The following is a 14,558-nucleotide window of genomic DNA, read 5'->3' on the forward strand; positions in this document are numbered from 1 at the left end:
AACTGGTCAACGACTACAGCCAAGCCGCAGAAAACGCGATTGAAGCCGGCTTTGATGGCGTAGAAATTCACGGTGCCAATGGGTATTTGATTGATCAGTTCCTGCATTACAGCAGCAATATTCGTGATGATGAATTTGGTGGAACCCCTGTCAACATGGTTCGTTTCCCTCTCGCGGTTATTGATGCTATTACCGCTAAAATCGGTGAAGATCGCACGGCTCTGCGTGTCTCTCCTGGGGCTTATTTCAATATTGATAGCGATGACCGTGATAGAGATGTCTTCGATCACTTACTTATTGAGCTGGAAAAGCGCAATCTTGCTTATCTTCATGTGGGCATCTTCGACGACTCAATGACATTTGATTATTTGGGGGGAAGCGCTTCCAGTTATCTGCGTGCAAACTACTCGAAAACATTAGTGGGCGTTGGAAGTTACACCGCCGAAACGGGCAGTGAAGCGATTAAAGCGAATAAGTTTGATTTGCTGGCGATTGGTCGCCCTCTTATAGCCAACCCTGATTACGTTGCCAAAGTAAAATCCGGCAAGGAAATAGTCACCTATTCAGACGATATGCTGATGACGCTCGTTTAAGCTAAATTTCAATCCATCCCTGTCTAACTTTTGATTCATTTTTTCCTGAGCTTTGCTTTGCCGTCAATACTATTGACGGCATTTTTTATTGACATCAAAGACCGTACACACAATGGTCTGTTACTCAGTATCCAGTTACTCAATATCTAGCCATTCAAGGTTCAGCCGCTCAATATTTCGAGACTCAGTATTCCGAGAATCAAAATCAGCTTGGTCAAGCACCCAACATTGACAACACAAAAGTACTATTCACTCCACACTCTTGCACAAACTCTTCATCGTGACTCACTATTACAAACGCCCCTTGATAACGATTAAGAGCGCGGGACAATAGTATTTTAGAGTCGAGATCCAGATGGTTATCCGGCTCATCGAGAAGTAACAGCGGGTGCTCGGTTTGATGGCTTACCACGAGCATCGAGAGCTTCATTTTCTCACCACCACTGAGTTTATTTGCTAAACGATGAACGTCATCTCGACGAAATCCAATACCCGCCAGCAATGTTCTTGCTTCACTGTGTTGCACCCCATCACAAAGTAGACACACATTATCAAGCAGAGAGAGGCGCTCGTTCAACAATCCAAAGTGCTGGTCTAAGTACATCATTGGCGTGTTGATGGACCACGTCCCGTCCGCATATTTGGCATGACCTAGCAGCACTTTTAGCAAAGTCGACTTTCCACTTCCATTCCCGCCTTGAAGATGCAATTTGATGCCATGACTTATCTGTAAGTCAATAGGTTCACAAGAGCCAAAAGGAAGTAAACCATTGACAATCGATACCAAACTTTTCGACCGCTTAACCCCATCTGAAAGATACACTTTTTGCTCTTTTAACTGCTCTTGCCTCGCTTGTAATAAGCTCGCTTTTTCTTGTAACAACTCTCTCCGTCCACCCTCATTTTTCATTCGATTCGACACGTTGGCGGTCGCTCGACTCCGAAGCTGATTAAGTACAATCTTTGGCATGCCGCCCTTCATTCGAGTTTTGTTTCCTTTCGCTGCTCTTTGGTCAGATTTTTCTTTATTTTTTTGAGCCTGTACCTCTAAGTGTTTTTGTTGTTTCGTCACGCTCGTAAGCTGGCGATCTATGGCCGAAGACTCTTGGTGCTTTTGTTCTACGTAAAAGTCAAAATTTCCACCGTATTGAGTCAAGCCTAAAGTCGATAACTCCCAAATTCGGTCCATATGTCGAAGCAGTTGCCTATCGTGGCTGATCAACAAAATACCGCCTGGATACAGGCTTATTTGCTCGACTAACCACTGTCTTCCTTCCCTATCAAGATGATTCGATGGTTCATCTAAAACAAGCAACCCAACGTGTTCGGTAAAAAGCTGCCATAGACGAAGACGAGCCAACTGCCCTCCGCTTAGCAAATGGCACGGGAAGTGAACATCCTTAGGTAAACCCAGCGTGGTAAGCTGCTGTTCTAGATCGAGCTTGGCCGTCCAGCACCCTTCAACCAGAGCAAAAAGATCGGAGCCACATTCTCCGAGTTCAATGCTTTCCAACGCCAGAATGATCTCATCAAGCTTCAGGTATTGAGCAATCGTTGTGTCACTTTGAAGCAAAGTAGAGGGCAGTTGACTGTAACTGGCGACGGTAGTGTGCAGTGCCACATGACCAGAAGAAGGGGCTCGATCTTTTACCAGCAGAGCAGCAAGAATGGATTTCCCTACTCCGTTGCGTCCAACTAAACCCACCCTGTGATGCGTAAACGTGCAAGAAATATTATCGAATAAGATTTCGCCATTATCGAATCGATAGCTCAGTTTATTCGCTTGAAATAACGGTTGTAATGTTAGGTGTGGCATAAGTAGCCTCCTGTTAGACAGGGGGCGTAAAGCGCAGCGGGGGTCAAACCTCAAGAAAACCCAAGATAGAAACCAAAATAGACAGCAGCAATATGACGGCCACATTTTTTAATGGCAAACATAAATAGCATGCGTTCTATTATTCGTGTGATGTGCAGAAAATCGCGCTCGATACGAGCGACAAAGCTACGCCTACTAACCCTGTGGATCCAAAAAAAGTAATGTAAATGGATGACAGGCATTAGTTCTTCATATTGGCGTAAACTCCTAGAGATGCGGTGAGCGAATTGTAACCGCATCTTGATGAAAATTGCAACTCTTCTGCCTAGAACGACGCCCAAACTTAGCACGACAACATGTTAGCTATCTGTTCCCCTAACCGCTTAATTGCACCCTTCACTGATTCAGTCATATCCTGTGAAGCATTGAGTCGAAAGCCATGGGTAAACTGCTGATCCGGGGCAAACATTTCTCCTGGTGCAATACTGATATTGTCTTGCAGCAAAACTCTATATAAATTGGTCGTATTCACATGCTCGGGAAGGACGACCCAGATAAAGTAGCCACCGGTTGAATAATAAGCATCACAGCCCTTAGGAAGGCTTTGTTGCAAAAGCTGCCAAGTTTGAAATTTTCTTTGTTCCAGCGTTCTTCGCAACTGACGTAAGTGGATTTCGTAGTGTCGAGTTGATAGGTAATTGGCCAGCGCAAGTTGTACTGGAGCACTGGTTGACAAGGTACTCATCAATTGAAGCTTTTGAATCGGTAAGGCACGGTTTCCTGCCGCCACCCAACCGATCCGAAAACCCGCCACCAGCGATTTAGAGAACGACGAACAATGCAATGTCATTCCTTGAGTATCAAACGCTTTTGCCGGTAATGGTTTCGACGCACCGTAATAAAGTTCGCCATACACATCATCTTCAATTAAATAGACCTGATGCTCGGTCAACATCGACACAAGGCGCTTTTTTTTCTCGTCAGTTAAGGTAAAACCAAGCGGATTTTGGAAATTCGTCATTAGCCAACAGGCTTTAACATCGTGCGTTTGAAGCGCTTTTTCCAATGAATCTAGGTCAATCCCTTCCGTGGGGTGTGTATTGATGGACAACGCCCGTAAGTTTAATCTTTCCAACGCTTGCAGCGCGCCATAGAAAGCAGGGGATTCGATCACTACCCAGTCCCCCGCTTTAGTGACTGATTGCAGACTCAAGTTGAGTGCTTCTAGTGCACCCGCGGTTATCACGATTTCCTCAGGGCTAATGTTCATCCCCTGAGCGGCATATCGCTTGGCAATGATATTCCTTAGCGTTTCATTCCCCGGAGGGAGATTATCAAGTGCGTGTGAGGTCGGCATAGTTCGAGCTGCCTGAACTAAGGATTTATTCACTTTATCTTGCGGGTAAAGCATAGGGTCTGGGTAAGCGAACCCAAAATTCACCACCGCCTTTTTCGTTCGATTGGCTTGTAGAATATCAAACACGAAGTCATTGATATGCACAGATTCTGTAATATGTAAGCGCCTAGCGACTTGTGACGTGGTAACGTTATAAGCAGGGGGGGCAACAACATAACCAGAACGCGAATGGGATACAACCCACCCTTGAGTCTCTAGCAGTCGATACGCATTCACTACCGTCATCAAGCTTAACCCTGATAACTCAGTTTGCTTTCGTAGTGATGGCAACTTGCTACCAATAGACCAAACATTACTTCTAATTTGACTTTTAATTTGTTCCGCTAGTTCAACATACTTAGCCACTGACATTACCCAGATAGGTTAAAACGCAAGCACTATACCATTATGAGTCACAACTGTTATACACAATAAGTTAAAAACTGTATCTATTATAGCAAGTGCAGCGAAAGTACAATGAGTTCAGATTAGCCATTAACTATTGTTTAAAGATCATTATGTTAGTAAATTCATCTGGAATCATAACTATGAACTATGCCAAAAAAGAGCGGTACCTAGTGACCATTGCTATTGCGTTAGCACTATTGAATGTTGGAGCACACTTACTCGGGTCCAAAATGTTTTTCGAGCTTCCTTTAGCTGAAATAACCCTCGCGTTAACGCCCATTTCGATGATAGCTCTGGCCATTGTTGGAATAAAAATCGCGCAAAAGGAAGAGTGATTCCCTAGCCACAGCGACTTTAATCGTCAGATTCCCAATACGGTGTTTCTCCAAAGTAGTCGCTAAGAAAATCGATAAATACTCTACTTTTTTGAGGGAGATAACGTGCTTCAGGAAAAACAACATACGCATTGAAAGGGGCCGGGGTATAACTCGCCAGTATCTGTTTCAATGCCCCACTCTTTAACTCTTTCCAGATGATAAACTGGGGTAAGTAAGTAATCCCATGCCCAGAAACTGCCATGCTTTTTAAAAACTCACCATTATTAGCATTGTGCGCAATATTCAACGACACTGTGACTTTTTCTCTTTTTGAACCCGATTTCTTTTCGCCTAAAAGAGAAAGCCCTGACGGCGCCATTTGGCTGTATCGAAGAAATTGATGCTCACTCAGATCATCGGGTGTTTGTGGTGTCCCAAATTCATCCAGATACGCAGGACTAGCACACAGTAAATGACGAATGGGCGTAATCGCTTTGGCTCGCAGTGTCGAGTCGGTAAGCTCTCCAATTCTCACCGCCAAATCAAATCCATCGCCAATAAGATCCACTTTTCTATCTGAAAAATCGATGTCTAGCTTAAGATCCTTATGCTGTTTAGAAAATTCATCCAATGCAGGAACCAAATGTTCAACGCCAAATGAGAGGGGCACCGCCAGTTTTAGCGTTCCCACGAGATCTTTCCGATCAGACGATATTTGGCCATTCAGTACATCGATTTCCTCTGCGATCAACTTACTCTTCTGGAAATAAATGAGCCCTGCTTCCGTTAGGCTCGATTTTCGAGTGGTACGATTGATCAGTCGAGTGCCTAGCTGTTGTTCTAATTCACTCAATCTTTTGCTGATGGCCGATTTAGCCAAACCGAGCTGTTCCGATGCTTTGGTGATGCTGCCCGTTTCTACCACCTTAATGAATATTCTGATGCTCTCTAGTTGACCCATCTCAATCCCTTTTATTCGCCCTTAATTATTCTCAAAGTGAGAACAATAATTTCTCATTGTGGATGTTTATTATTTTTTCATCAACAACTACGATGAGTCTTAGAAAGTAAAGAGTAAGGACTAACCCATGAATGTTACCCAGGAAAAGACGTCGTACCGACCTTTGACACGAGTGTTCAAAGGAATCAAAACATCAGATGGTGATGGCGTAAAACTCACTCGTATCATCGGTACCAACGAGCTAAACATGCTCGATCCCTTCCTTCTACTCGACTGCTTTGAAAGCGATCAAGCGTCTGATTACATTGGTGGATTTCCGACTCACCCACACCGAGGGTTTGAGACCGTCACTTACTTACACCACGGTAATATGCGTCACAAAGACAGTGCGGGCCATGAAGGTGTTATTCGGTCAGGGGGTGTCCAGTGGATGACCGCGGGTAAAGGGATATTACACTCTGAAATGCCAGAACAAGATCACGGGCTTCTGAAAGGATTTCAGCTGTGGGTCAACCTTCCTCAAACCGCAAAAATGGTGGAACCGGATTATCAAGAATTTTTACCGGAGCATACGCCTTTAGAGCAACGTAGCGACGGCGTTTCTGTCCGCGTGATTTCAGGTGAGACTGACCATGGGACAAAAGGGCCGGTTAACAACACCTATACATCGCCACTTTTCCTGGATGTCACAGTGCCACAAGGCGGACATTTTGAGCAACAAATACCCGCGGGGCACAACGCATTCATTTACGTGGTAGAAGGCAGCGTCAGTGTTAAAGAGCACGCTGAGAATCAGGCAAGCAGAGAACCAGGCCGCGATGATGCAGCTCAGGTGATAAACAAAAAGTATATTGGTATTTTTGGGGAAGGCGAGCAGGTCTTTATTGAAGCGCACCAGAATGCTCAGTTTTTACTGCTCGCTGGTCAACCGTTGAACGAACCCGTCGCACGAAGCGGCCCGTTTGTAATGAATACCCGAGAAGAGCTTATGCAAGCATACCAAGATTATAACAACGGCCTATTTACATAAATAATGAGGTCTATAAATGATGTTTTTTGGTAAATAATGCGGCTTCTTAAATACAGTTATTTTTATTCATGGTTTAGTTAGAGATGCGGAGAAAATGATGGGACTTCTAGTAAACGGTAAATGGCACACCGACTGGTACGATACCAAATCGACAGGTGGGAAATTTGAACGAAAAGAGTCGAGCTTTCGCCATTGGGTAACCAAAGATGGCAGTGCAGGCCCTACTGGTGATTCTGGGTTTAAAGCAGAGCCGAATCGCTATCACCTCTATGTATCACTTGCCTGTCCATGGGCTCACCGTACGATTATTTATCGTGCTCTTAAAGGCCTAGAAGAAATGATTTCAATGTCTGTCGTCAATTCATATATGGGTGACAATGGCTGGACATTTGAGCCCGATGACGGCGTGATCTCTGATCCTATTAACCATGCTCAATTTGCTCACCAAATCTACACCACTGCAGATGCTAACTACACTGGTAGAGTGACAGTGCCTATCCTTTGGGATAAGAAAACCAGCACCATTGTCAGCAATGAGTCGTCTGAGATAATCAGAATGTTCAATGAGGCATTTGACGATGTGGGCGCGACGCCTCTCAACTTGTACCCAGGCGATCTCAAAGAAGAGATTGACGAGCTAAACGCCTACATTTACCCGACAATTAATAATGGTGTCTACCGAGCTGGATTTGCCACCACACAAACCGCTTATAATGATGCAGTAAAAGAGGTTTTTGAGGCGCTTGATACGATAGATGGTCGTTTGGCTAATAAACGATATCTCACTGGCGATACCATTACCGAGGCCGACTGGCGCTTATTTACGACATTAATACGGTTTGATGCCGTTTATGTCGGTCACTTCAAATGCAACATAAGACGCATAGCGGATTACCCTAATATCAGTGGCTATCTTCGCGATTTGTACCAAGTGCCCGGCGTTGCTGAAACCGTCAACATGCACCATATCAAAGCACACTATTACGGCAGCCACGACACCATTAATCCGACATTAATTATCCCAAACGGGCCTGACCTCGATTTCTTAGCACCACATAATAGAGAGAATAAAGGCTAGTAATGAAAGGGGAGCAGGAGGCTCCCCTTCCGCTTTAATTTGGCCCTTATTTAAGCAAATTATCAAACGAAACTATCGCAGCCTTTCTCTCCCCGACAACAAGATAAATAACGGAATAACCTTCCATACGGCCACTTCTCATCTACACTATTTAGGTATGCCGATCTTTAATGTGGAGGCAAAGTGAGCCGACTAATTACCTATTCACATGATGCTTCAGAAGAACTCGCAGCAAATAGTGAGCAGGCAACGAGTTTCTACCATCAACTGTTTCAACTCCATGAAATTGCGATCGAACTATCTCGAGCAAACTCATTGGACGATCTTTATCGCCTAGCGGTCACAGCTTGCCTCAATCATCTACAAATCGACCGGATGGGCATCCTAATGATCGATAAAGAGCGAGACTGGATGATTGGCACATGGGGCACGGATGAAGAAGGCAATGTAAGATCGGAATCGGACTTTGCTGCGCCAATGCTTGATGAAGTAAAGCAAGTAATTCAAGAGATGTCTACCAAAGGCAAAGTGTGTGTTTGGCATGACAAAGAGCTCTATGAGTTTAGTGAAAGTCAAGGAAAACTCAGTACCGTTGGTATAGGGTGGAACGCGGCGTTAGCGATATGGGACGATGACGAAGTAATTGGTTGGATTGCCTGTGATAACCTGCTTAATCATCAACCCTTTCAAACCTATCAAAGCCATACATTGAGGCTATTTGGATCACTTCTTGGAGAATTTATTAAACGCAAACACGCCGAAGAAGCAATAAAAAATATTAACAGTGAATTAGAAAGTCGGATTCTTGAACGAACACAAGAGCTTTCAAAAGCGCAGAAAGAACTCGAAAAAGCCAACACTCTACTTGAACAAAAAGTGATAGAACGGACGGCTCAACTCAATGAAAGAACCCACCATTTACAAACCGTATTGGACGATCTAAAAGAAACACAAAGCCAACTGATAGAGGCTGAGAAGCAGAGCTCCTTAGCTCAACTGGTTATGGGGATGGCCCATGAATTGAATACGCCATTGGGCAATATCAATGTAGCAATCAGTTTACAACCTGAACTGTTCAATGGCCTTAAAAACGATTTAGAGACAGGCTCAATATCAAAGAGTTCACTGACTGAGAGCATTGAGTTAGGTTTGCAGTCCTGCGAAATTATCGAAAAGAATACCAAAACAATGGCAGAGCTCGTGGCTCAGTTTAAACGCCTTTCCATTCACGAAACGCAACTTCAACCGCTAGAACGTATTGATCTGCAAGAGTGGCTGGAAAACACCGCAAAACTGGCATTAGAACATTATAAAAAGCCCTATACAGCGCAAATCGATATTCATGTTATGCCTCTTGGTGCGACAGCAAACTTCAATACTTGGCAATTAAGTCAGATAGTAGAAGACCTCATTTTTAACGCCCTTGAACACGGTTTAACAAACACGCCAACTGACAACATCCTTATTATTGCTAACGTACTCAATGACGAGTTAGAGCTAAGTGTAGAAGACAACGGTAAGGGTATTTCCTCAGAGGTGTTGGATCATATTTTCGACCCATTTGTAACGACAGCGAGAGGAAAAGGCAATAAAGGGCTGGGGCTGAACCTTGTCTATAATTTGGTGACTCAAGGAATGAAAGGCAGCATAAATAGCTATGCTCCACTAACGGGAGGCTTTGGACTGGCCATTTCATTGCCGTTAAACCCAGATTAAATACGACAGAGAGTACAGTATTGTTGACACTGAGAGACAGTGTTTCAACGTAAGAAACAACTTACCACACTAAAAATAAGCGTTTGAAATAAACAAGTTAACAACAAAAACGAACTTTGCATTTACGTAAATTGACTTCACAAGCCACTAATAAACGAAAATAATCTGATGTTTCGTGAAAGTTTTTACCATTCACTCGGTCTATACATCGAGCGTTCATATTCTCGCTCGGCGTTTCACGCTATAATGTCAAAACTATCACTAATAATAAAAGTTTTTAAATCTTTCGTTTCATAAAAGGCTGTTAATGAGTAAAAAATTTATATCGAAAAAGATTCGATGGGTAGGCTCTATTACAGTAGTGATCGTTCTGTTTATTTTCACCATTGACGTTTTCCTTTTTCGATTCAACGTGGCCTCAACACCCATTGAACCGGTCACCTTAAGCCCTGAACAACAGTTAGCAGACAGCGCTATTGGACGAGAGTTGGTGAGCATACGTCCCCTTATTGATGAATCTCCAGCACTCGCAAAAAAAGCCATTCACGCGTTGTTGCTGTCCAATAAAAGCCAGGATCTAACAACGATCGAGCAAATTTATGTGCTATTGCTGCGCAGAGACATCGCAATATCAGAAAGACAGGAATTAGCCGCTACTGAAATTAATCAGCAGTTATCACACTTAGCCAATCAGAAAAATATCCCATGGCTTCAGGCGCTACTTGAAATTGAACAGGCCGAGAAAGCATTAAAAACTGACCAAATAGAACAAGGGATAGCTAACATCACTAACGCAATGAATATAGCTGAGTCTAATCATGCGGAGTTTTTGCTGTTAAGAGCCTATAACACGGCTGGCGCTCTTTATAACGCTTCAAACCAACTCAAATCTTCTCAATTGTATTTTTACAAAGGCATTAAGCTAGGCAAAAAATACCCTACTGATGAATACAATGGCCGATTATATAACAACCTGGGACTACTCCATGCTCACCTTGAACAGTGGGCAAAAGCGTTGGAATACCTAAAGCTCGCAGACAACCAATTTAGAGCCAGTCACAACGTGACAGATGATCGGTTAATGGTGGTTTTGTTAAATCAATCGTATGTGTATACCAAATTTGATAAACCGAAAGAGGCACGTGTTGCTTATGAGAAAGCACGCTCTTACTTAAACCTTGAGTCAAAAAACTATTATCAAATACTCATGCTCAAAGCAAAAGCCCGGATTTTAATGGTTGAAAAGAACTACCAGCAGGCTGTCGTAGTGGCAACACAATGTCGTGATTTTACTCAGCCCGTCGTTTACCGAAAGCAAAGCGCTATCTGTGGGTTCATATTGGCAAAAAGCCTTATTGGCCTGGGAAATTATGATGAAGCAATGGAACACCTCAATAGAAGTATTGACACATTTTATCACATTGATCATCAACGTTGGTTAATCCGTACCTACCAGACAAAAGCTGAGATATATGAACAGTTAGGAGATACAGCCCAGGCGCTCAGCATTTATAAAGAATATAATGCGAAAGAACGAGCGCAGTTTACCAATGAGATTTATGCATTGGAATTTGCTTTCGGAACCCAAGAAGTACAACAAGAACGAAATCTATTAAACGTACAAAACCAGCTCAGTGAATTGCAACTCAACGAAGAAAAACTGCGTTTTAAGATACTGTTCATATGGATTGTCGTCGCGATTCTCGTGCTCGCCTTTGTAATACGTAGATCCATCGCCATTAAAAACCATAATATTGAATTGCAAAACTACTCGTATCAGGATCCGCTGACTGGGGCTAATAATCGCCGTTACTACCAAAAGGAAATTGAATCAGGCTCGGTACTCAACCGTTCATCTCAATATCGAGTGGTTTTAATCGACCTAGACTGGTTCAAAAACATCAATGACCAATATGGGCACGATGTTGGCGATCAAGTATTGATCAAAACAGCCAAACGTTTGAAAAAAGAGATTCGAGCTGATGAGTTGCTGATTCGCTGGGGTGGTGAAGAGTTTTTGTGTCTAATAAAAGAAACCGATGATATTCATAGTCGTGTTGAGTCGTTACTCAAAATAGTGAATGCATCCCCTTACCAAACCGATGCTGGAGAACTCAACATTACGGTTTCAGTAGGGGTGAGCTACCCTAATAGTCTCTTTTCATTGCGACAAGATACGGCACCTTTTGTCGTGGCCGATAAATGTCTCTATCAGTCTAAGAAAAACGGGAGAAATCAAACCTCATTTCCTGTTTAGTGAAACAAAGCCTCTCTTTTCAACGTGGCTAATGAAACAAAAGATAACGTCAAACCGCCTAAACAGCTCACTATGGCCTAAACTAAACAATACCACTACTGCTTGGGAGCTGAATGTTGATCGAGTTTGATATCCCCACTCTATCTGTCATTTGTGTATTACTTTCTTTCACATATGCCATTAGTCTTGCGCTTGTTCAAAGGCTACAGCCTACTATTCGCGGTATCAATATTATGGCGCTCGCACTGCTATTATTGGGGACTGGTTTTCTTCTCCTTAGTTTCGGCAATCACACCACGCTATGGCTGTCGAAAATATTGGCTAACTCTATTATTGCTCTGAGTTTTACGCTGATTTTACACGGTGTCTGTCGCATTAGAGGCTACCCTGTTGCCATTGCGAATATTGGCTATAGCTTTTTTCCAATCGTTATTATTGGGTTGACGTACTTCACTTATTTCTCTGTGTCTACCGAAGCTCGCATCGCTATCATGGCAACGTATACAGGAGCTATAAGCCTGCTGGCCTTCTATGCCAACTATCAAGGCATGACGGAAGACATTGCGCCATCCAAACATTTACTGTCTGTCGGCTTATTGATCTATGCCTTCTATTCTCTGTTCCGACTGATTCGATTGCCTTTTGGCCAGCGTATTGATGACTTCATGGCCGCAGACTTAGTTCAGCAACTCTCCTTTCTCACCATCCTTCTCTTGGTTATCTTTATTGGCTTCGCGATTACCTGGATGTTGACGGGCCGCTTGGTTGCCACCATTTACGACTCATCGCTCAAAGACGAACTCACGAAACTCTATAACCGAAGAGCGTTGGAGGATCTCGTCCCTAAAGAAGCGGCTCGAACTCATCGATATAAACACTCGCTATCGATACTTCTTATCGATATAGATAGATTTAAACACATAAACGATGTCTATGGGCATCAAGCTGGTGATAAAGTATTGCGGGATATAGGTCGAATCCTGCAAGTAGAAACGCGTAGTAATGACTTTTCTTTTCGCTACGGCGGAGAAGAGTTTTTGGTGTTGCTGCCTGAAACCTCTGGGCCAGACGCGAAAATAGTTGCCGAAAAACTAAAGAACGTTATTGCTAGAACCTCTATGCTGCCGAGTAATAAGGAGTTTTGCTCCGCTAGTTTTGGGGTCAGCGAATTAAGAGAAGACGAACACTGGGAATCCGCCATTGACCGAGCAGATAAAGCGCTATACAACGCAAAAAAAACGGGGAGAAACCGTGTTGTGATTAGCGAATGAGCACAGAGCGAAGGGCCGCCTATAAGCCCAGTTCACCCATTAAACGCTCGACCCAAGTGATTTCGCCGAATGCAATCAAATCGAACACAGTGAGAAACACTGCGCAAATTATCGCAAGTTTTAAAAGACGGTAAAAAATGAACATGTAAAACCTAATGTAGGGTAGAGAGGAATTCAATTATCCCTATTTAACACATTTGTCACAAGATAAAAGGCAACCACTTAGTCACTAAGCACCACATATTTACGTTTAAAACGTTATTTATATTTGAAATCTAAGCATTGGCAACAGTTGCTCAAGGTCCCTAATGACCACATCAGCTTCTTCTTGGTATGGGCTGTTACCCTCTCTATCGAAAAGACAACTCAGCATATTGGCGTTCTTCGCTGTATCCAAATCAAACTTGTAGTCCCCCACATAAATCAAATCCCTGGTTGGTAATCCGAGTTTATCCGCAATAATAAACAATCCCTCAGGGCTAGGTTTCGGTTCGCAGTCTTCCCGAGTGAGTAACAAATCTATCGGCAAACCTAGGTTTTCTATCATCATTTGACTGGCCTGTTTAATGTTGCGAGTCAATATCGCTGTCGGGTAACCCAAACGATGTAACGCATTGATAAGCTCTAACGCTCCAGGCATTAAGTCAGCAGTGTGGGCGGCTGAGATTTCAAAATCTGACACAATTTTATGGGCTAATTCTTGTTCTTTCTCGCAGGTCATTTGTTCAATGTATTCAAGAATGGGCTCTCCTTGCGGAAACCCTAACTGCTGCCTCAACTGGTCAAAATCCAGTCTAGAATCGACGAGCGTGCCATCGAGATCAAAAATAACCGCTTTGATATGCGAAAGGTTCAAAAGTAACTCCAAAGATAGATAATAATGCCTTTCCACATTACCGAGTATTTTTTAAACAATCTAGTCTGGTTCTGTGATTGATCCCGACTAATCAAACTAGGATGAGTCATGATCCAATCCATAAATGGCAAAAAAGCGAGTTACACGCTCGCTTTTTAAAATTCACTTTTTGCAAATCGAATACGAAATGATCAAGTCCGATACAGCACTTTCACAACATGCCAGCCAAATTTGGTCTTCACTAGATGGGGGACTAAAGTTTCACCGCTAAAGCACACTTTATCAAACGCTGGCACCATCTGCCCCTTACGAAACTCGCCCAAGTCTCCGCCTTTTTTACCTGAAGGACAGCTTGAGTATTTTTTCGCTAACGTTTGGAATTTAGCCCCTTTTTTCAGTTGCTTAATAATGTCTTCTGCTTGCTCTTTATGCTTCACTAAAATATGAAGTGCTGCTGCGGTGCTTGCCATGTTTACTCTCTGCTGTGTAGACCTTATCCCGTGTAGGCCGCAATTCTACCCTAACATATCGAGATGTTCATCCTGCGAATTTACCGAACCAGATCAATAAACATTCTACTGTTACTATTTAGTGCATGAGTTTGCATTGCTCAGTATCCAAAATGAGTTACTATTATCAGTAGTCGGTTCATATTCGAGACACATCATGGCAAAGACCCCAAGTAAAGCAAATCAATCTCAAGGTATGCTGATGTTTACCCTAAATGCGCAAAAACAGCTGTTTGCCATTGGGACTCTGAAGGTACGGGAAATAGTTCCCTTTATGCCAACCACCCAAATTCCCTATTCCCACCACCATGTTGTGGGTACAGTGACCATTCGCGATTTAACAGTGCCCG

At 43.2% G+C, this 14,558-nt stretch carries 12 protein-coding genes and 1 pseudogene; 8 read left to right on the forward strand and 5 right to left on the reverse strand.

Going from position 1 to position 14,558, the window contains the following annotated elements; translation table 11 throughout:
• Positions 1–593, forward strand: a pseudogene (locus tag ACP45E_RS13080) (alkene reductase); the annotation flags it as partial.
• Between the two features lie 214 nt (positions 594–807).
• Here the strand turns inward: ACP45E_RS13080 and ACP45E_RS13085 are convergent.
• Both ACP45E_RS13085 and ACP45E_RS13090 read right to left on the reverse strand, forming a co-directional pair.
• A complete protein-coding gene (locus tag ACP45E_RS13085; RefSeq protein WP_017039066.1) occupies positions 808–2,409 on the reverse strand; it encodes an ATP-binding cassette domain-containing protein in 1,602 nt (533 codons plus the stop codon).
• Between the two features lie 343 nt (positions 2,410–2,752).
• Positions 2,753–4,171: a PLP-dependent aminotransferase family protein gene (locus ACP45E_RS13090; protein WP_026026779.1), complete on the reverse strand. Its 1,419-nt coding sequence runs from the start codon at positions 4,169–4,171 to the stop codon at positions 2,753–2,755.
• Between the two features lie 182 nt (positions 4,172–4,353).
• On the opposite strand from ACP45E_RS13090, the gene ACP45E_RS13095 reads away from it, so the two are divergent.
• On the forward strand, positions 4,354–4,548 hold the full coding sequence (locus tag ACP45E_RS13095) for a hypothetical protein (protein ID WP_017039068.1): 195 nt from the start codon (positions 4,354–4,356) through the stop codon (positions 4,546–4,548).
• Between the two features lie 19 nt (positions 4,549–4,567).
• Here ACP45E_RS13095 and ACP45E_RS13100 read toward each other — a convergent pair whose 3' ends face one another.
• A complete protein-coding gene (locus ACP45E_RS13100; RefSeq protein WP_017035860.1) occupies positions 4,568–5,491 on the reverse strand; it encodes a LysR family transcriptional regulator in 924 nt (307 codons plus the stop codon).
• Positions 5,492–5,618: 127 nt separating this feature from the next.
• Here ACP45E_RS13100 and ACP45E_RS13105 point away from each other — a divergent pair, with 127 nt between their 5' ends.
• The 5 genes from ACP45E_RS13105 (at position 5,619) to ACP45E_RS13125 (ending at position 12,843) form a co-directional block, all read left to right on the forward strand.
• Entirely contained in the window at positions 5,619–6,521 is a 903-nt protein-coding gene (locus ACP45E_RS13105; RefSeq protein ID WP_017035859.1) for a pirin family protein, read from the forward strand.
• Between the two features lie 97 nt (positions 6,522–6,618).
• Entirely contained in the window at positions 6,619–7,599 is a 981-nt protein-coding gene (locus ACP45E_RS13110) for a glutathione S-transferase family protein (RefSeq protein ID WP_017041820.1), read from the forward strand.
• Between the two features lie 183 nt (positions 7,600–7,782).
• The gene (locus tag ACP45E_RS13115; RefSeq protein WP_069585088.1) at positions 7,783–9,315 is read left to right on the forward strand and encodes a GAF domain-containing sensor histidine kinase; all 1,533 of its coding nucleotides are present in this window, start codon (positions 7,783–7,785) and stop codon (positions 9,313–9,315) included.
• A 307-nt stretch (positions 9,316–9,622) separates the two neighbouring features.
• On the forward strand, positions 9,623–11,572 hold the full coding sequence (locus tag ACP45E_RS13120) for a tetratricopeptide repeat-containing diguanylate cyclase (protein WP_017039071.1): 1,950 nt from the start codon (positions 9,623–9,625) through the stop codon (positions 11,570–11,572).
• Between the two features lie 113 nt (positions 11,573–11,685).
• Complete coding sequence (locus ACP45E_RS13125) at positions 11,686–12,843, forward strand: GGDEF domain-containing protein (RefSeq protein ID WP_017039072.1); 1,158 nt, start codon at positions 11,686–11,688, stop codon at positions 12,841–12,843.
• Between the two features lie 262 nt (positions 12,844–13,105).
• On the opposite strand, the gene ACP45E_RS13130 is transcribed toward ACP45E_RS13125, so the two are convergent.
• Both ACP45E_RS13130 and ppiC read right to left on the reverse strand, forming a co-directional pair.
• Positions 13,106–13,699 carry an HAD family hydrolase gene (locus ACP45E_RS13130; RefSeq protein ID WP_017039073.1) on the reverse strand — a complete coding sequence of 198 codons (594 nt, stop codon included), beginning with the start codon at positions 13,697–13,699 and terminating at the stop codon, positions 13,106–13,108.
• A 191-nt stretch (positions 13,700–13,890) separates the two neighbouring features.
• Positions 13,891–14,169, reverse strand: a complete 279-nt coding sequence (gene ppiC / locus ACP45E_RS13135; protein WP_017035852.1) for a peptidylprolyl isomerase PpiC — start codon at positions 14,167–14,169, stop codon at positions 13,891–13,893.
• Between the two features lie 196 nt (positions 14,170–14,365).
• Between ppiC and ACP45E_RS13140 the strand changes: the two genes are divergently transcribed.
• The coding region (locus ACP45E_RS13140) for a chemotaxis protein CheW (protein WP_198927721.1) at positions 14,366–14,558 on the forward strand (193 nt) is incomplete at its 3' end.

Origin of the sequence: Vibrio genomosp. F10 str. 9ZD137 (assembly GCF_049974785.1) — a bacterium.
Classification (GTDB): Bacteria; Pseudomonadota; Gammaproteobacteria; order Enterobacterales; family Vibrionaceae; genus Vibrio.

Coding starts and splice junctions, on each gene's coding strand:
- ACP45E_RS13120 (WP_017039071.1), top strand. CDS start 9,623: ATGAGTAAAAAATTTATATCGAAAAAGATTCGATGGGTAGGCTCTATT.
- ACP45E_RS13110 (WP_017041820.1), top strand. CDS start 6,619: ATGGGACTTCTAGTAAACGGTAAATGGCACACCGACTGGTACGATACC.
- ACP45E_RS13085 (WP_017039066.1), bottom strand. CDS start 2,409: ATGCCACACCTAACATTACAACCGTTATTTCAAGCGAATAAACTGAGC.
- ACP45E_RS13100 (WP_017035860.1), bottom strand. CDS start 5,491: ATGGGTCAACTAGAGAGCATCAGAATATTCATTAAGGTGGTAGAAACG.
- ACP45E_RS13125 (WP_017039072.1), top strand. CDS start 11,686: ATGTTGATCGAGTTTGATATCCCCACTCTATCTGTCATTTGTGTATTA.
- ACP45E_RS13105 (WP_017035859.1), top strand. CDS start 5,619: ATGAATGTTACCCAGGAAAAGACGTCGTACCGACCTTTGACACGAGTG.
- ACP45E_RS13095 (WP_017039068.1), top strand. CDS start 4,354: ATGAACTATGCCAAAAAAGAGCGGTACCTAGTGACCATTGCTATTGCG.
- ppiC (WP_017035852.1), bottom strand. CDS start 14,169: ATGGCAAGCACCGCAGCAGCACTTCATATTTTAGTGAAGCATAAAGAG.